Origin of the sequence: Pseudomonas sp. DC1.2 (assembly GCF_034351645.1) — a bacterium.
Lineage (GTDB): Bacteria > Pseudomonadota > Gammaproteobacteria > Pseudomonadales > Pseudomonadaceae > Aquipseudomonas.
In genome coordinates, this window is the sequence record NZ_CP133782.1 from 4718791 (window position 1) to 4736326 (window position 17536).

17 protein-coding genes and 4 tRNA genes are annotated in these 17536 nt (G+C 57.7%); 12 read left to right on the forward strand and 9 right to left on the reverse strand.

The window, feature by feature from the left end; all coding sequences use genetic code 11:
* Nucleotides 1-95: 95 nt before the first annotated feature.
* A complete protein-coding gene (locus RHM68_RS21335; protein WP_322218897.1) occupies nucleotides 96-3029 on the forward strand; it encodes a DUF748 domain-containing protein in 2934 nt (977 codons plus the stop codon).
* Complete coding sequence (locus RHM68_RS21340) at nucleotides 3029-3325, forward strand: DUF2845 domain-containing protein (protein WP_322218902.1); 297 nt, start codon at nucleotides 3029-3031, stop codon at nucleotides 3323-3325. Before RHM68_RS21335 ends, RHM68_RS21340 begins: the two co-directional genes overlap by 1 nt.
* A gap of 214 nt (nucleotides 3326-3539) precedes the next feature.
* Here RHM68_RS21340 and RHM68_RS21345 read toward each other — a convergent pair whose 3' ends face one another.
* Nucleotides 3540-3893: a BON domain-containing protein gene (locus RHM68_RS21345; RefSeq protein ID WP_322218905.1), complete on the reverse strand. Its 354-nt coding sequence runs from the start codon at nucleotides 3891-3893 to the stop codon at nucleotides 3540-3542.
* A gap of 355 nt (nucleotides 3894-4248) precedes the next feature.
* Nucleotides 4249-4665 carry a pilin gene (locus tag RHM68_RS21350; protein WP_322218909.1) on the reverse strand — a complete coding sequence of 139 codons (417 nt, stop codon included), beginning with the start codon at nucleotides 4663-4665 and terminating at the stop codon, nucleotides 4249-4251.
* Between the two features lie 225 nt (nucleotides 4666-4890).
* Between RHM68_RS21350 and pilB the strand changes: the two genes are divergently transcribed.
* Genes pilB through yacG form a run of 5 tightly spaced genes read left to right on the forward strand, consistent with a single transcriptional unit; the run spans nucleotide 4891 to nucleotide 9502 of the window.
* Entirely contained in the window at nucleotides 4891-6591 is a 1701-nt protein-coding gene (pilB, locus tag RHM68_RS21355) for a type IV-A pilus assembly ATPase PilB (protein WP_322218912.1), read from the forward strand.
* Between the two features lie 2 nt (nucleotides 6592-6593).
* The gene (locus RHM68_RS21360) at nucleotides 6594-7811 is read left to right on the forward strand and encodes a type II secretion system F family protein (protein ID WP_322218914.1); all 1218 of its coding nucleotides are present in this window, start codon (nucleotides 6594-6596) and stop codon (nucleotides 7809-7811) included.
* 1 nt (nucleotide 7812) lies between these two features.
* Nucleotides 7813-8685: an A24 family peptidase gene (locus tag RHM68_RS21365; protein ID WP_322218916.1), complete on the forward strand. Its 873-nt coding sequence runs from the start codon at nucleotides 7813-7815 to the stop codon at nucleotides 8683-8685.
* Nucleotides 8682-9305 (forward strand): dephospho-CoA kinase, encoded by a 624-nt coding sequence (gene coaE, locus RHM68_RS21370; RefSeq protein WP_322218919.1) that lies wholly within the window; start codon nucleotides 8682-8684, stop codon nucleotides 9303-9305. The genes RHM68_RS21365 and coaE overlap by 4 nt, the downstream gene beginning before the upstream one ends.
* Entirely contained in the window at nucleotides 9302-9502 is a 201-nt protein-coding gene (yacG, locus tag RHM68_RS21375; RefSeq protein WP_322218922.1) for a DNA gyrase inhibitor YacG, read from the forward strand. The genes coaE and yacG overlap by 4 nt, the downstream gene beginning before the upstream one ends.
* Nucleotides 9503-9511: 9 nt before the next feature.
* Here the strand turns inward: yacG and RHM68_RS21380 are convergent, their stop codons facing one another.
* Together RHM68_RS21380 and RHM68_RS21385 are read right to left on the reverse strand one after the other, a co-directional pair.
* The gene (locus RHM68_RS21380; RefSeq protein WP_201198044.1) at nucleotides 9512-9727 is read right to left on the reverse strand and encodes a hypothetical protein; all 216 of its coding nucleotides are present in this window, start codon (nucleotides 9725-9727) and stop codon (nucleotides 9512-9514) included.
* 63 nt (nucleotides 9728-9790) lie between these two features.
* Nucleotides 9791-10480 carry an energy-coupling factor ABC transporter permease gene (locus RHM68_RS21385; RefSeq protein WP_322218924.1) on the reverse strand — a complete coding sequence of 230 codons (690 nt, stop codon included), beginning with the start codon at nucleotides 10478-10480 and terminating at the stop codon, nucleotides 9791-9793.
* Nucleotides 10481-10618: 138 nt separating this feature from the next.
* Between RHM68_RS21385 and RHM68_RS21390 the strand changes: the two genes are divergently transcribed.
* Genes RHM68_RS21390 through RHM68_RS21405 form a run of 4 tightly spaced genes read left to right on the forward strand, consistent with a single transcriptional unit; the run spans nucleotide 10619 to nucleotide 13353 of the window.
* Complete coding sequence (locus RHM68_RS21390) at nucleotides 10619-11245, forward strand: DUF1780 domain-containing protein (protein ID WP_322218926.1); 627 nt, start codon at nucleotides 10619-10621, stop codon at nucleotides 11243-11245.
* Nucleotides 11242-11769: an MOSC domain-containing protein gene (locus RHM68_RS21395; RefSeq protein WP_322218928.1), complete on the forward strand. Its 528-nt coding sequence runs from the start codon at nucleotides 11242-11244 to the stop codon at nucleotides 11767-11769. The genes RHM68_RS21390 and RHM68_RS21395 overlap by 4 nt, the downstream gene beginning before the upstream one ends.
* Nucleotides 11770-11820: 51 nt before the next feature.
* A complete protein-coding gene (locus tag RHM68_RS21400; protein ID WP_008028730.1) occupies nucleotides 11821-11994 on the forward strand; it encodes a DUF3094 domain-containing protein in 174 nt (57 codons plus the stop codon).
* A 60-nt stretch (nucleotides 11995-12054) separates the two neighbouring features.
* On the forward strand, nucleotides 12055-13353 hold the full coding sequence (locus RHM68_RS21405; protein WP_322218932.1) for an NAD(P)/FAD-dependent oxidoreductase: 1299 nt from the start codon (nucleotides 12055-12057) through the stop codon (nucleotides 13351-13353).
* A gap of 79 nt (nucleotides 13354-13432) precedes the next feature.
* On the opposite strand, the gene RHM68_RS21410 is transcribed toward RHM68_RS21405, so the two are convergent.
* From RHM68_RS21410 to RHM68_RS21430, 5 genes are all read right to left on the reverse strand, one after another.
* The gene (locus RHM68_RS21410; protein ID WP_322218934.1) at nucleotides 13433-15058 is read right to left on the reverse strand and encodes a methyl-accepting chemotaxis protein; all 1626 of its coding nucleotides are present in this window, start codon (nucleotides 15056-15058) and stop codon (nucleotides 13433-13435) included.
* Between the two features lie 150 nt (nucleotides 15059-15208).
* Nucleotides 15209-15285: transfer RNA gene (locus RHM68_RS21415), tRNA-Pro, on the reverse strand.
* Nucleotides 15286-15378: 93 nt separating this feature from the next.
* Nucleotides 15379-15454: transfer RNA gene (locus tag RHM68_RS21420), tRNA-Lys, on the reverse strand.
* Nucleotides 15455-15459: 5 nt separating this feature from the next.
* A tRNA-Pro gene (locus RHM68_RS21425) sits at nucleotides 15460-15536 on the reverse strand.
* A 9-nt stretch (nucleotides 15537-15545) separates the two neighbouring features.
* A tRNA-Asn gene (locus RHM68_RS21430) sits at nucleotides 15546-15621 on the reverse strand.
* A 539-nt stretch (nucleotides 15622-16160) separates the two neighbouring features.
* Here RHM68_RS21430 and RHM68_RS21435 point away from each other — a divergent pair.
* Nucleotides 16161-17423, forward strand: a complete 1263-nt coding sequence (locus RHM68_RS21435) for a hypothetical protein (protein WP_322218936.1) — start codon at nucleotides 16161-16163, stop codon at nucleotides 17421-17423.
* Nucleotides 17424-17536: the final 113 nt, after the last annotated feature.

Genomic DNA, 17536 nt, shown 5'->3' on the forward strand with positions numbered 1-17536 from the left:
AGAATCTGAAAAATCCCAGCCCGCGCTGACTACTTCGGAACCGGAAACGCGTGCCATACTCCAACGCACTCCGATTTAGACAGATGAAGCCACACATGCCCAAAGGATTGATTCGCGCTATTGGCGCTTTGTTGACAGCGCTGGCCCTCTACAGCCTGCTGGGGTTTCTGATTTTGCCGGGCATCGCGCTGCGGGTTGCCAACCAGCAACTGGCCAGCTACGCGACGATGCCCGCCCATATTCAGCGGATCGAACTCAACCCGTTCAGCCTGGAGGTGACCCTTTGGGGCCTGACCATCGGCGAGCCGGGCAAGGAACAAGTGGGCTTCGAACGCTTGTACGCCAACCTGCAGATCGACAGCCTGTGGACCAAGGCGCTGCACCTGACCGATATCGAGCTGGATAAACCCAAGACTGAAATCCTCTTCGGCAAAGACGGCACACTCAACCTGCTCGGGCTGTTCAAGTTGCCGCAGAGCGAGCCAACGCCTGCCGAGCCAAACGCAAAACCGTTTCCGCTGCGTGTAGACCGGATCAAACTGGCCGGCGGCTATGTGCATTTCCAGGACGCACGGCCCAACGAACCCATCGAATTCCTCTACGACAAACTCGATTTCGAGCTAAAGAACCTCAGCACCCTGCCCGACGACAACGCCGACATGACCCTGGTCGCTGCCGGCCCGGAAGGTGGGCAGATCGACTGGACCGGCAACTTCAGCCTGATCCCGATAGCCTCCGAAGGTAAGTTGAAAGTCACCAACGGTCAGATGAAAGTCTGGTGGCCCTACGTGCGTGATGCGCTGCCACTGGTGCTGGAAAACGGCGTACTGAACCTCAGCACCGATTACAAGCTCAACCTGGCCAAAGACACTCAATTGCTACTGAGCAATGTCGCGGTCAGCGTCGCACCGTTCGCCGTCAATGCCCCGGACGGTCGGCCGCTGGCAAAGCTTGCACGCCTGGACATCAGCGAAACCACCGTGGACCTGGCCAACCAGCAGGTGGTAGTCGGCAAAATTCGCAGTCAAAAACTGGAAACCTGGGCCGCCCGCGAAGCCGATGGGCAACTCGACTGGCAGAAACTGTTCGCCAGCCAACCCGCCAAGCCGGCGGCAAAAGCCGAGCCGGCCAGTACGCCAGCGGCAGCTGACTCACCGAAACCTGCGCCTGCCGCCCCCAGCAAACCCTGGCAAGTCCTGATCAAGGACGTGCAACTGCGCGATTACCAAGTCCATCTGGCGGACCGTCAGGCGCAACCCGCCGTCGCCCTGGAACTCGGCCCACTGAACCTGGACCTGCAAAACTTCGACAGCCTCAACGGCTCGCCTTTCACCGTCAAGCTCGACACGGGCCTGGGCAAGCAAGGCAAGATCATGATGGACGGCCAGGTCAACCTGGCGCCGATCAGCGCCAGGTTGAAGGTGCAGACCAAGGACATCGACCTGCGCGTCGCCCAATCCTATATCAGCCCGTTCATTCGTCTGGAACTGCGCAGCGGCATGCTCGGCAGCGATCTGGCGGTCAACCTCAAGAGCACTGAACCACTGGCCTTCAACGTCACGGGGCGCGCTCAAGTCGATCAACTGCATACGCTCGACACCCTCAAAACCCGCGACTTCCTCAAGTGGCAACAGTTGGTGCTCGAAGGCCTGAATTATCAACACGGCGACAGCTTGTCGATCGACAAGGTCAGCCTGTTTCAACCTTATGCACGCTTCATGATCAACGATGACCGCACCACCAACATCGATGACCTGTTGATCCCGCAACCGGCGGGTTCCGGCGCCAAACCCGCCGCCAAACCTGCGGCGAGTAAAGACAAAACGCTGGGTATTCACATCGGTGGCATTGCCATCAATGACGGCTCGGCAAACTTTGCCGACTTTAGCCTGACGCCCAACTTCGCCACCGCCGTTCAACAGCTCAACGGGCAAATCGGCACCATCGACAGCCGACAGGCGAAGCCGGCCAGCGTTGACATTAACGGCAAGGTTGATCGCTATGCACCGGTGACCATCAAGGGCGCGGTCAACCCCTTCGACCCCATGGCCAGTCTCGACATTTCCACCAGTTTCAAACGGGTGGAACTGACAACCCTGACCCCTTACTCCGGCAAGTTCGCCGGTTACCGCATCCGCAAAGGCCGGCTCAACCTTGATGTGCATTACCTGATCACCAAGGGCCAACTCAAGGCGGAAAACAAAGTGGTGATCGAACAACTGCAACTGGGTGAGAAAGTCGACAGCCCGGACGCCGTCAGCCTGCCGCTGAAACTGGCGATTGCCTTGCTCAAAGACGTCGATGGCAAGATTTCCATCGAACTGCCAGTGACCGGCGACCTGAACAACCCGCAATTCAGCGTCATGCCAATTGTCTGGCAAACCTTGCGTAACCTGATCGTCAAAGCCGCCGCCGCGCCGTTTAAACTCATTGGCGGATTGATCAGTGGCGGGAGTTCGCAGGACCTGGGCAGCGTCTCGTTCGCCCCTGGCTCCAGTGATCTGAGCACAGACGCCGAAGCGGCGCTGGTCAAACTGGCCGGCGCGCTCCAGGAACGGCCGGCCCTGCGCCTGGAAATCGAAGGCACCGCCGCGCAAAGCAGTGACGGCCCATTGATTGCCCAGCAACGCCTGGAACGCGAATACCAGTACAACTACTACAAAATGCTCCAGCGTCGCGGCGACAAAGTCCCAGCGCAGGCGTCCTTACTGCAAGTGCCGGACAACGAGAAAGGCCCGCTGCTGGAAGGGATTTACCGCACACGCCTGAAGACTCAGCCGCCCGCCGAATGGAAGGATTTGAGCAAGGACCAACGCACGGCAAAAATGCGCGAAGGGGTGATCAACTTCTGGAGCGCCAGTGACGTGCTGTTGCGCCAACTGGGTCAGGACCGCGCCAGCAGCATCAAGGACTTCTTGGTGGACAAGGGGCAACTGGCGGATGACCGCGTTTACTTCATCGATGCCAACCTCGGTGAAGCGCAAAGTGACGGTCGAGTGGTAACCCCCATGCATCTGGACGCTGAATAATGGGCAGGCGCTGGCTACTCGGCTTGGGCCTTGCCCTGGCGGCCACTCACGCTTCAGCCGCCGATACGCTGCGTTGCGGCAGTCAACTGATCAGTGTCGGCGACAGGTCTGGCGAAGTGTTGCAGAAGTGCGGAGACCCGGTCAGCCGCGACCTGTTGGGCTACAAACGCAGCGCCAACCGCCGGGAAGAGTTCCAGGTTGAGGAATGGACCTACGGCCCCAATAGCGGGATGTATCAGTACCTGCGGTTCGAAGGCAATCGACTGGTACAAATCACCAGCAAACGCGGAAGCTAGATCCAGCAAACCATAAACATTCAACGCTCTTGGTGAGCAAGCTCGTTTCCACTGTTGATTGACCGCGCCCCAAATAGAACAGGCCCCGGCACGAGTGCCGGGGCCTGTAATGGCCACTTCCTTGTGGCCGTTCGCATGAACTCTAAAGAGGCAGCAGACGTATAACTCGGCCCGCCCGCTGCTCCTTCTCCCAGTCCAGGCGAGAAGCCTTGCCTTACTCGGCTTTCAGGCCGTCAGCGGAAACCGCTTTAACGCCTTTGATTTTCTTGGTGATCGCCACAGCGGTGGTCTTCTGAGCTTCGGTGATTGCAACAGTCGACGACAGCGATACAACGCCTTTGTTGGTTTCTACTTTGATGTCGGTGCCTGGAATGCCTTTTTCGGTGACCAGGTCGCTTTTGACTTTGGTAGTGATCCAGGTATCAGAAGTGGTTTCTTTTGCCTTGGTCATTTCACCGGCCGCCAGCGTCATCGGGGCTTGGGTGGTAGTGGTCTGTGCAAACGCAGCGTTGGCCATGGTCAGGGTCAGCGCGGTTGCAGTAGCGGCAGCGATAGCGAACTTCTTCATACGAGTAACTCCTGTTTTTCTAGAAAGTCTGCTGCATGTCTTGTCAGCAGGGTTACTGGGTATAGTGCGAACGTTGTGCCAACTTTCAAATATGAAATAAAACCTTATAAATCAACAAGTTAAAAAAACAGCAAAATCTCAAAATCATGCAAATTGCATGACGGCGATATTCTCTGCATGCAACTTGCCAGTTTTTCCGCAGGCCTAAGGCCATGAACTATCGAGCATTTAACCGTTCACTAGGTCGACGCAAAAAAATTGAACGCATTGCGCTCTTCCTGACGGATTCGCCGATCAACAGATAAAAAAAATACCCCGCCGATGAGGGCAGGGTATTGATCGCGCTAGAGGAAAATCATGTGCCTGGGCAGTTCAAGCTTGTGTAGTCTTTCGAAGCGGTAGTGGCACAACTCCAGGTGCCCGTCTGAGTACGAGTCAGAGTGACAACTTGACCCACTACTGCCGAAGGGGCGTTGATCAGCTTACAGGTAATGGTCCCGGTGCCTGCGGCGGCAGTCCCGGTAACACCCAGTGTGCAGTTCTGAGTTGTAGCACCGGCAGGCGAAATGAGGGCCACTGTCGGGTCCGTAGTACCTGAGTTCATAAGGTCTTCGAAAGGTACTTTAAGCGCCGACGTTTCCGCGATCCCGGCAGTCACCTTGGCCTTCGCCTGGTATTTGCTGTATGCCGGCAACGCAAACGTCGCCAGAATCCCGATGATCGCGATCACGATCAACAACTCGATCAGGGTAAAACCTTTTTGATTGTTCATAGACAGTCTCCATGCATGAGTGGAAATCTCATGCTCTGAATATCCCACAGCACAGCCCATGCCAAGTTGCTCCGGCCCTGCTGGCGGGGCACTCGCTTCAGATAGAGCCTTTTGCCACCCCCGGAAAACGCACTATCTGACATTTTTTGTCACTTGAGCACAGCTGGTTTGGCTCCGTCCTTTGACTAGGCTATAAGTCATGCATTGTTTGCGTCCGGTATCCCCATGAATGACATCGCCCTAAGTGGTCTGGCCAAGCAATTGGTCCTGGCCGAACTGCTCACCGAGAAAAGCGCTCAGCAGGCTTATCAGCAAGCCCAACGCAGTCGCATCTCCCTGGTCAGCTACCTGGTACAAAACAAACTGGTAAAAAGCCGGCAAGTGGCGGAGATCGCCTCGGAACATTTCGGCATGGCCTTCCTGGATCTGAATTGCCTGGACAAGGAAGCCCAGCCCAGAGGACTGGTCAGTGAAAAGCTGATACGCCAGCACCATGCACTGCCCCTCTGGCGACGCGGTAACAAACTGTTCGTTGGCATTTGCGACCCCTCCAACCAACAGGCTATCAATGACATCCAGTTCAGCACCGGGCTGACCACCGAAGCGATCTTGGTGGAGGACGACAAACTCAGCGATGCCATCGAAAAGTTCTTCGACAACCACGCGACCGGTCTGGAAGAGATGGTTGACCTTGAGCTGGAAGGTCTGGACATCGAGTCAGTCGACGACAAACAGCAGGACGCGGGCGCGGGTCAGGATTCCGATGACGCACCCGTCGTGCGTTTCGTCCACAAAATGCTGCTCGACGCCATCAAAAGCGGCTCTTCCGACCTGCACTTCGAGCCCTACGAAAAGACCTACCGGGTGCGCATGCGTACCGACGGTATTTTGCGCGAAGTGGCCAAGCCGCCGATTCAACTGGCCGGCCGCATCGCTGCCAGGCTGAAAGTCATGGCCAGCCTCGACATATCTGAACGCCGACGCCCTCAGGACGGACGAATCAAAATGCGCTTGTCCAAGACCAAGTCCATCGACTTCCGGGTTAACACCCTGCCGACGCTATGGGGCGAAAAAGTGGTGATCCGGATCCTCGATCCGTCGAGCGCCCAGATGGGCATTGACGCCCTTGGCTATGAGCCTGACCAGAAAGAACTGTTCATGGCCGCCCTCAAGCAGCCACAGGGAATGATCCTGGTAACCGGCCCCACGGGCTCGGGTAAAACCGTATCGCTGTATACCGGGCTGAATATTCTCAACACCGTGGACATCAACATCTCTACTGCCGAAGACCCGGTGGAGATCAACATGGAAGGCATCAACCAGGTCAACGTCAATCCGAAGCAAGGACTCGATTTCGCCCAAGCCCTGCGCTCGTTTCTGCGTCAGGACCCGGACGTGATCATGGTCGGTGAGATCCGCGACCTCGAAACGGCGGAAATCGCCATCAAGGCCGCCCAGACCGGGCATTTGGTGCTGTCCACCCTGCACACTAACAGCGCCGCACAAACCTTGACCCGCCTGCAAAACATGGGCATCCAGGGTTTCAATATCGCGACCTCCATCAGCCTGATCATCGCCCAGCGCTTGGCGCGAAAGCTGTGCAGCCATTGCAAGAGGCCAATCGAGATTCCTCGGGCAACGCTGCTCAAGGAAGGCTTCCCCGAGGACCGCATCGGCTCGTTTACGATCTATGAGCCGGTCGGTTGCGACCAGTGCAACGGCGGTTATAAAGGGCGAACCGGGATTTATGAGGTGGTGAAAAACACACCCGATTTGCAACGGCTGATCATGGCTGAGGGCAATTCGCTGGAAATCGATATCCAGATGCGCAAGGACGGCTTTAACGATCTGCGAACCTCGGGCTTGCTCAAGGCCATGCAAGGCATCACCAGCCTGGAAGAAATCAACCGGGTCACCAAGGACTGAACATGGCCGCCAAGGCAGCAAAAATCAGCGTGTACGCGTGGGAAGGCACGGACAAAAAAGGCGTGAAGGTGACCGGCGAATTGAGCGGTCTGAGCCCTGCGCTGATCAAGGCGCAACTGCGCAAGCAAGGCATTAACCCAGGCAAGGTGCGCAAAAAATCCATGTCGATTTTCAGCCTGGGCAAACGCATCAAAGCCCAGGAGATCGCCCTGTTCACCCGGCAAATGGCGACCATGATGAAAGCCGGCGTGCCGTTATTGCAGTCGTTCGAAATCATCGGCGAAGGCTTCGATAACCCGGCCATGCGCAAACTGGTGGACGAGGTGAAACAAGAAGTCGCCGCAGGGAACAGCTTCGCTACGGCCCTGCGCAAGAAGCCGCAGTATTTCGACGAGTTGTACTGCAACCTGGTGGACGCCGGGGAGCAGGCTGGCGCGTTGGATACGCTGCTGGAACGGGTAGCTACCTATAAGGAAAAAAGCGAACGCCTGAAGGCCAAGGTCAAGAAAGCCATGACCTACCCATTGGCAGTGGTGTTCGTCGCGCTCATCGTGACGGGCATTCTGTTGATCAAAGTGGTGCCACAGTTCCAGTCGGTGTTCGCCGGATTTGGCGCCTCACTGCCCGCGTTCACGGTGATGGTCATCGGTATCTCGGAGTTCATGCAGCAATGGTGGTGGCTGATGCTCGGCGCTCTGATCGCGGCGATTTTCGGGGTACGCCGTGCGTTCAAAAAGTCGCAGGCTTTTCGCGACTGGACGGACACCTGGCTGTTGAAACTGCCCTTGGTCGGCACGTTGATGTACAAGTCTGCCGTGGCGCGTTACGCACGCACGTTATCGACGACATTTGCGGCCGGTGTCCCGCTGGTAGAAGCCTTGGAGTCGGTGGCCGGCGCAACGGGCAACATCGTGTTCAAGCGTGCAGTGCTGCGCATCAAACAGGACGTCTCGACCGGCATGCAACTGAACTTCTCTATGCGCACCTCCGGGGTCTTTCCGAACATGGCGATCCAGATGACTGCGATTGGCGAGGAGTCCGGCGCCCTGGACGACATGCTCGATAAGGTCGCCAGTTTCTATGAGGACGAAGTGGACAACATGGTCGACAACCTGACCAGCCTGATGGAGCCGTTCATCATGGTGGTACTGGGTGTTATTGTCGGCGGCCTGGTGGTTGCCATGTACCTGCCTATCTTCCAACTTGGCTCTGCGATCTGACATGCCTTTGAACGACTATCTGACCTTCTACCCGTTGGCCTTTGTCATCACCGCGCTGCTGCTTGGCCTGGTCGTCGGCAGCTTCCTCAACGTGGTGGTCTGGCGCCTGCCCAAAATGCTTGAACGCGAATGGCGAGCCCAGGCCAATGATGTGCTGGGGCTGCCCGGCGAGACACCCCTGCCAACGTACAACCTGCTGCTGCCGCACTCCCACTGTCCGCACTGCGCCCACAGGATTCGCGCCTGGGAAAATATTCCGCTATTCAGTTATGTGTTTTTGCGCGGTCGCTGTTCCAACTGCGCGGCGCCGATCAGCAAACGCTACCCGCTCACAGAACTGGCGTGCGGCCTGATTTCGGCGTTCATCGCCTGGCATTTCGGTTTCGGCTGGCAGGCCGCCATGATGCTGGTCCTGAGTTGGGGCTTGTTGACCATGAGCCTGATCGATGCCGAGCATCAAGTGCTGCCGGATGTGCTGGTACTGCCATTGTTGTGGCTGGGCCTGATCGTCAACAGCTTCGGCCTGTTCGTGCCCTTGCACGAGGCGCTTTGGGGCGCCGTGGCCGGTTACCTGGCGTTGTGGTCGGTGTTCTGGCTGTTCAAGCTACTCACCGGCAAGGACGGCATCGGCTACGGCGATTTCAAATTATTGGCAATGCTCGGGGCATGGGGCGGCTGGCAGATTCTGCCACTGACGATCCTGCTGTCATCCCTGGTGGGGGCCATCATCGGCGTGATGTTACTGCGCCTGCGCGACACCAAAACCTCGACGCCGATTCCCTTCGGGCCTTATCTGGCGATTGCCGGCTGGATTGCGTTGCTCTGGGGTGGTCAAATAACCGACTTCTATTGGCAGTTTGTCGGTTTGAAATGAATACCCCTGTGGAAAAACCCTGGATTCTCGGCCTCACCGGCGGCATCGGCAGCGGCAAAAGTGCAGCCGCCCAGCACTTCATCGACCTGGGCGTCCATGTGGTAGATGCCGATCATGCGGCGCGCTGGGTGGTGGAGCCCGGTCGTCCGGCGCTGGCGAAGATAGCCGAGCACTTCGGCCCTGGCGTCCTTCAGGCCAATGGCCAATTGGATCGCGCAGCGTTGCGCAAACTGATCTTCGAAATACCCGAACAACGGCACTGGCTTGAGGCGCTGCTGCACCCGCTGATCACCGAAGAAATCGTCGATCATCTGGCCAAGGCACAATCACCCTACGCGATCCTGGTTTCGCCGCTGCTGATCGAGTCTGGGCAGAACGCAATGACCCAACGGGTGTTGGTGATCGACGCCCCCGAACAACTACAGATCGAACGCACCCTGCAGCGTGACCAGACCAGCGAGCAACAGGTCCAGGCGATCCTCAAGGCCCAGTCCGGCCGGCAGGATCGCGTGAGCCATGCCGACGACGTGGTGGTCAATGACCGCGACCTCGCCTGGCTGCACCGCGAGGTCGAACGCCTGCATCACTTTTACCTTACTTTGCGTGGAGGCCAATCATGAGCCAACCCCCTGTCGTCGATTGCCCAACCTGTGGCGCCCCAGTCGAGTGGAGCGCCGCCAGCACGTTCCGGCCGTTTTGCTCTGATCGCTGCAAGCTGATCGACCTGGGTGCCTGGGCGTCGGAAGAACACAAAATCCCGGTCAGCCCGGATGCCGAGGACGAGCTGTTTTCCGAAGACTTCGCTCCCCGTCACTGATCGCTGGCATCAGGGCCGCATAAAGCCATAGTCCTGTCCTTCATCGAGGTTTTCGGCGAGAAATTGCAACTCATCCGCCAGATCCTCGACACTGCGCACCGCCTTGCTCTGCTGCACCACCGCACTGAGCAAGGCGCGCAAGCTCAACCCCGGATCGAACCCCACTTCCTGCGCCGCGTCCAGACTGTGACGCAACTCCTGCCTTGCCCACTCGTAAACACTCATAACGATGCTCCTGAAGGTTTTGCCGAGCATGAGATGAGCAGCGATTTCAGGATTTGATGTGGATCAAGACTTGGGGTCCTGGTCTTTCCAGGGCGCCGAAAGGTAACGCGTGCGGTTGAAAGTCTCCAGCCACTCAGGGCAGAACACCACCAATGCACTGATCACGATACCGTTGATAAACGCCTCGGGAAAAACAATCAGCCACAGATAACCGACAAAATCCTCCAACCACTCTGGCATCGCGAAACGTCCGTCGAACCACAGCAGGGCTAGCCCCACCAAAAGACACAACAGCGCCGACAGCGCCGCGGCAAAAAAGCCGGAGCAAAAGATATACACAAACGGATTACGCGGCTGTGCGCGCTCTACGAGGATCGCACAGCACTCGGTGACGAGTACCGGCAGCAAAATCAGCAGCGTGCCATTAACCCCGACAGCCATCAGGTCCTGACGCCCGAGCAGTACCAGCCCGAGTTGCGCAATCAACCCACCGATAATTGCCAGCGGCCAGTCCAGCAGCAGTGTCACCGCGGTCATGCCGATGAAGTGGTAGGACACGCCCGTATCGAAATCCCGCCGCACCAACCACAGGATGAACAACGCGAACACGGTGCCAAACAGCAAATGCTGACGGCGAGTGTCGCTGAACAACTCAACCCAGGGCGCCCGCCAGATCGCCCAGATCAGCACCGGCAGATCAATCAGCCAACCGACCGTCAGACTCTGCGGTGACAGCAGTCCGGCGGCGATCATGACCACATCCTCTTGAGTTCCACTACACGCTCCTAGCCAGGTTTAAGCGCAATGCCCAGCAGTCTACACCGGAGCCAAAGTTGCTCCAGCTCACGCAAAGCTTTCAGCTTGTCGCAATTGAACGCTAAGCTTGGGCCTATGGATGACTCAGATTATTTACGCCTGCTGACCATCGCGGCCGAGCAAGCCAACGCGTTCCTGTCCAATGCCCGCAAATGGGAGCGTGAGCGTTGGGTCTGCCAGCGCCTGCTGCAAGGCCTGAACATTGCCTATCGCGCCGACGAGTTCGCCCCCGCCGGGGAGCCGCCGGACGTGCTATTTCGTGACGCCAGTTTCGAGGTGTTCTTCGTCCTCGACGAAGGCCGGCGCCTCAACGACGAATGGCGCGACGAATTGCAGCGACGTCGCAGTGCGTTTTCCCTGAGCCAACTGGTGCGCCGCGAGGCCAAGCCAAAACGCATACCCGCCAACGAATTCCTACTGAGACTGGCCCCGACTTTGCGCAAGAAAGCTCATAACTACAAAGAACGCGGCATGGACTTGGGGGAGTTGGATATCATTGCCTTCGCCAGTCTCAAACGTGAAGTGCTGGACCTCAACAGCCATTTCCCGCCCCCCACCGAATACCTGCGCCAAGGCTGGCGTTCGTTGTCGCTGGTGGGCCCGACCTTCGCCCGTGTGCTGTTCGCTCAGCCGGGAGCCCCGGATTTCCTGCGCAATAACTTGGGACGCAGCATCGTTTTCGACGTCGGGATCAGCCTGTGAGCCCGTTACAGGCATTGATCGGCGAAGTGCCGCAGACAGGTGTCGTTCGCTGGATTGGCGTGCGCCCGCAATCACGCTCGCCGATGGTTGAACTAGACGCCGTCGAGGCGCGACTTGAGACGGGCTTGACCGGCGACCACGCCCGTCCCGGGGTGAGAAATGCACGGCAGGTGACGTTGATCCAGTGGGAACACCTGGCGGTGATCAATTCACTGATGGGCCGTGCGCAAGATCAGCCGGTCTTGCCCCATGACTTGCGACGAAACCTGGTCATCAGTGGCATCAACCTGTTCAGTCTGAAGGGCCGGCGCTTTCGAATCGGCCAGGCCATTTTCGAAACCACCGGTTGGTGCCAGCCTTGCGCACGCCTGCAAAACAACCTGGGGCCGGGCACCTTTCAAGCGGTTCGCGGCCATGGCGGAATCACCGCCCGAGTGTTAAAAAGTGGAATCATTCGCCTGGACGACACGGTTAGCGTCGAGCCTGTTCCCGACAGCGGCTATGCTCCATTCAATACGAGATAAAACTCGCTGTAGCTTCTACACATTCAGCAACGTCTACCTGACGAGGCCTTTATGACCAGCCGCCTGAACCCCGATGATCAGAAGCATGTCGAAGAGTACCTGCACCTGTCCCAGCACCGAGTCGAGCGCCGGCCTTTCCGGCCGTGGATGCTCCTCGTAGTGGTGTTGGCAGTGACCATTGGTTTAGGCCTGTTGAGCCGATTTATCAGTTACCTGACGCTATGAGCTGCCTTGCGCTCGCTCGGGTAACCGCACCGATTTCTTTTAGCCTTGCGAGATATCCCTATGACTCATCGTATTGTCATCGTTGGCGGCGGCGCCGGCGGCCTGGAGTTGGCTACCCGTCTGGGTAAGACTCTGGGCAAGCGTGGCACCGCCAGTGTGATGCTGGTCGACGCAAACCTGACTCACATCTGGAAACCGCTGTTACACGAAGTGGCCGCCGGATCCCTGAACTCCTCCGAAGACGAACTCAATTACGTGGCCCAAGCCAAATGGAACCATTTCGAGTTCCAGCTGGGGCGCATGAGCGGGCTCGATCGCGAGCAGAAAAAAATCCAGCTCGCCGCCACCTACGACGACGCGGGCGTGGAATTGCTTCCGGCCCGTGAGCTGGGTTACGACTCACTGGTCATAGCCGTCGGCAGCACCACCAACGATTTTGGCACTCAAGGCGCAGCGCAACATTGCCTGTTCCTCGACACCCGCAAGCAGGCCGAACGCTTCCACCAGCAACTGCTCAATCACTACCTGCGCGCTCACGCCGGGCAAACCGACACCGTCGAGCAGATCAGCGTGGCCATCGTCGGTGCAGGCGCCACTGGTGTCGAGTTGGCAGCCGAGTTGCACAACGCCGCGCATGAGCTGGCGGCTTATGGGCTGGACCGGATCAAGCCGGAAAACATGCACATCACCCTCATCGAAGCCGGGCCACGCGTATTGCCTGCGCTGCCAGAACGGATCGGCGGGCCTGTGCATAAAACCCTGGAAAAACTCGGGGTCAACGTGATGACCAATGCAGCGGTCAGCGAAGTCACGGCCGACAGCCTGATCACCGCCGACGGCAAAGTGATCAATGCCAGCCTGAAAGTCTGGGCGGCAGGGATTCGCGCACCGGGTTTCCTCAAGGACATCGATGGCCTGGAAACCAATCGCATCAATCAACTGAACGTGCTCCCGACCCTGCAGACCACCCGTGACGAGAATATCTTCGCCTTCGGTGACTGCGCAGCCTGCCCGCAACCGGGGACTGATCGCAACGTGCCGCCACGCGCCCAGGCGGCGCATCAACAAGCATCGTTGCTGGCCAAATCCCTGAAGCTGCGAATAGAAGGCAAGCCTCTGCCTTCGTACAAGTACACGGATTACGGCTCGCTGATTTCGCTGTCGCGTTTTTCGGCTGTGGGTAACTTGATGGGCAACCTGACCGGCAGTGTGATGCTCGAAGGCTGGTTGGCGCGGATGTTTTACGTGTCGCTGTATCGCATGCACCAGGTGGCGCTTTACGGCGTATTCCGCACGGCGATGCTGATGCTGGGCAGCAAGATCGGGCGCGGGACTGAGCCGCGGCTCAAGCTGCACTGATACCCAACTACCCGCAGACGCTGGCTGAACGTAACCCGCCCCGCTCTAAATGAGCGGGGCTTTTTTTCGCCTGAAGGATTTACACCCGAAAGCGTTGCACCATGCTTTGCAGTGCGTTGGCCAGTGTCGACAACTGATGGCTGGAGGCGTTGGTCTGGTCAGCGCCCGCGGCGGAACGTACCGACAGGTCTCGAATGTTCACCAGATTGCGATCGACTTCCCGCGCCACTTGAGCTTGTTCTTCGGCAGCACTGGCGATCACCAGATTACGTTCATGAATCTCATGCACCGAGGCGGTGATGGTCTGGAGCGCCTCGCCTGCTCGCTCGGCCAGTACCAAGGTGCTGGCCGTCCGCGAAGCGCTCGCCTGCATGGAGTCCAACGCCAGGCTCGAACCATTACGCATGCCAAGCACCATCTGTTCGATTTCCTGGGTCGACTGCTGCGTGCGATGCGCCAGTGCGCGCACTTCATCGGCCACCACCGCGAAACCTCGCCCACTCTCTCCGGCACGCGCCGCTTCTATCGCCGCATTAAGCGCCAGCAAGTTGGTTTGCTCGGCGATGGCTCGAATCACATCCAACACCTTGCCGATGTCTTGAGACTGATTGGCCAGGGACTGCACCAACTCGCCAGTGTGCTGCACGTCATTGGCCAAGGCACTGATGGCGCTCGCAGTTTCGCTGACCCGCTGCTGCCCCAATTGCGCTGACTCGCTGGACTGGCGAGTGGCATCGGAGGTGGACACCGCATTGCGGGCGACCTCTTCCACGGCAGCGGTCATTTCGTTGACCGCCGTGGCGGCCTGTTCGATTTCGTTATTTTGCTGCTGCAAGCCTTGAGTACTGTCGAGGGTCACAGCGTTCAGCTCATCTGCCGCCTTGGTCAGTTGAGTCGCCGAACCACTGATGCCTTGCAGGGTTTCACGCAGGTTTTGCTGCATGGTCGCCAAGGCCTTGAGCAAACGGCTCACTTCATCGTTACCGTGGGTTTCGATAGGCTTGGTTAGATCGCCCTGTGCCACGCTTTCTGCGGCCTGCAGGGCTTCATTCAACGGGCGCACGATACTGCGAGTCAGCAGCATCGCCAACGCAACCGTCGCCAGTGCCGCCAACGCAATGAACAGGCTGACAATCATTCGCGACGTTTCGTAGTGCGCCAGGGAGGTCTGGCTTTCCGTCGCCACCTGTTTGGCGAACAACTCAGCCAGGTCGTTGAGTTGTTTACCAGAACCATCGACGACGGTTTTCATATCCAGCAATAACAATTTGGTCAGCTCGTCACGCCGCCCTTGCTCGGCCAAGGCGAACGACTGGGCGATGCCAGCACGATAAGCATTGAAGGTGGTTTTAAACTGGTCATACAGCGCTTTACCTTCGGCGGTGGTGACCAATTTGTCGTAAGCGGTGATTTTATCGCTCAGTTCCTTGTCCCGCGTGTCCATCTGAGTGCGGTACTGCGCGATGTTCTTTGGGTCCTGATCCAGGGCCATCCGTAAGGAAATGGTACGAATGCGCAGCATAATTTCGCGGATTTCGTCACCGCCACGAATACTCGGCAGCCATTGGGTCTCTACCGCCACCTCGTTATCACGGATGCTCGACATCTGCCTCAGGGCAAAAACCCCGAGCAAGGCAACCAGCACAGCGATCAGGGCAAACCCAAGCGCAGCACGCGGGGCAATATTCAGCTGACGAAGAAACATAACGAGCGCCTTTTCTTTGTTATTGGCTGGAGAAAGAGGCGCTGTCTGTGCCTCGCTAGCTCGTTATCGGCCGGTTGTATGACGACTGAAGTGTTCTTTTCGCCAGACCAAAAAAAATCCCCGTATCTTTCGATACGAGGATTTTTAATATGGTCGGGGTAAGGGGATTCGAACTCCTGACATCCTGCTCCCAAAGCAGGCGCGCTACCAGACTGCGCTATACCCCGGTAAAAAGATGACCTTTACAAGTCACCTTCTTCGATCAGCGCTTTTGGCGTCTGATCTTAAGATCTGATTCCAGCGTTAACTGGTTTCAAAAATGGTGGGTCGTGTGGGATTCGAACCTACGACCAATTGGTTAAAAGCCAACTGCTCTACCAACTGAGCTAACGACCCAAAAATGGTCGGGGTAAGGGGATTCGAACTCCTGACATCCTGCTCCCAAAGCAGGCGCGCTACCGGACTGCGCTATACCCCGGCTTGAAATTGGCTCCGTGACCAGGACTCGAACCTGGGACCCAATGATTAACAGTCATTTGCTCTACCGACTGAGCTATCACGGAACTGCATATTTCAATTACAACAGTGAAACTTTTCCACCTCTTCAACGCGTTCGCATCGCTGCGTTCGTGTGTCTGAGGCGCGCTATTCTACAATTTTAAGCACCTCTGTCAACCCCCTAAATTGCTTTCAAGACAATGATTTGCAACTTATTTCAGATTCCTGCTTGGGGAGCAGAAACCCTTCGGGGTGACTTACTGCGGGGCGCACTTTACAAGCCTTTTCCTTTGAGTTCAACAGCCTGGAGAAAAAAGGCTTCGCATTGAGACTGAATACCCTAACGGCACATAGTTTTGTGAGCGGGCACTGGAGATCTAGCCGCAGTCGGTGCTCGACCTCAGTGAGGATGAGGCCACTCCAAGCGATCCTTTCAACAGCGTTGTCCCGGCAGGCAGTCGGCTGTTTGGCGTGTAAAGCAGGTAAAAAAGCCCGGTGGACGATGGTCACTTGCCCATGAACGACTGGAGCTCACCCTCCAATTTCCAGATAATGGCCATATGCTGCTAATCCGCGCAGCCCACTGATAAGGACATCCTGTTCGATGAAGTTGCCGTCCACTGCCCTGCTCCTCGCTTGCGCCCTATTCCTGCCCACCGCCGCCCAAGCCAGCGATGCCGCGTTGACCGAAACGCTCAAAGCCTTCACTCGCTGCGATGCCAGTTTCTTCGCCAGCCTGAACACCCACCGCGACGCGTGGGGGGCGTTTGCGCCGCTTAAGCAGGAAAAAAATGCGGCGTGGATAACCGTCAAAAATCGCGGCAGCAGCCCGGAAAATTCGATGCCTCTGCTCGGTACGCCGGTCGTTGCCGGTATGAAACTGTTGTCCTATGTCGACGAGAGCAGCGACCTCGGCCAACTGGGTCACTACTATTACTGGGGCTTCATTGTTGAAGGCAGCGTAAACGAAGTGGCCAAGCGCCTCGCGCCGTTGATGGAGCAGCCCAAGCAATTGCAGAATGTAGGCTCGTCCTATGTGCGCAGTGAAATCAAGGTCGGTGACCAATGGCGAGTCATCCAGCCGCAGCCAGGCACGGCGCCGGGTAGCAAACGTGTAGAACGCGTCTTGATCGTTGAGGCGGAAGGCAAGCAGGGCAATCAATCACGGGTCAATTGTTCCGTGCAGGGCGCCGTTGACGGTGCGATGCTCGCCCAACTGCGCCCGGACATCGCGCCGGCTGATTATCCTCAGCCACAACCGGATACAAGCATTACCGGGGTCGCCGTACCGGAAGAAGTGCTCAAGCGCCTCGACTCGCCTCTGCTCATACCGAAATTCAAAACACTGAGCTACACCTACGCCACCAAGACCGGCGATAAGGTCAATGATCGTCCGGTGACGATTGAGTACACCGCAGACGGCGGCTTGCTGAAGAAGAATGAGATCTACAGCGAAGCCTTCCACGTCGAGCGTCTCACCCAGGCGGGCCTGATTCAGTTGAAGTCGAAAATGAACGGCATAGGCGATGGACGCGTGTTGCTCACCCGCGAACTTGAGGTTAAGACCCCGACGAGCTGGAGCCCCGGCCAAACGTTGAGCGCTCGCCTGGTCATGGAAGAAGTGCCTGCCCGGCCAACCGACAAACCCATAAAACTGTCGACGACTTGCACCGTGGGTCAGCGCTTCCCTGCCCGGCAAGTATTCGCCTCGCTGACCGGCGATGCCATCGCGCTTGAGTGCGAACATGACAACAGTAAAACCTCCAACGCGTTTATCGAGGACTTGGGGGTTTCCCTGATTCTGGAGTCGACGTCGAACAAAACAAGTAGCGTGTACACGCTCACAGCCTTGGATGTTGTGCGTTAAGCAGTCATCAAGACTGAGGCCAAGACACGCTTGCAGATGCAGCGCCTGCAGGGGCGGCCGCCAGCACCCAGAGCGCGTTGCCGAGCGCGTCTGAATCAAATGCATGGCATCCC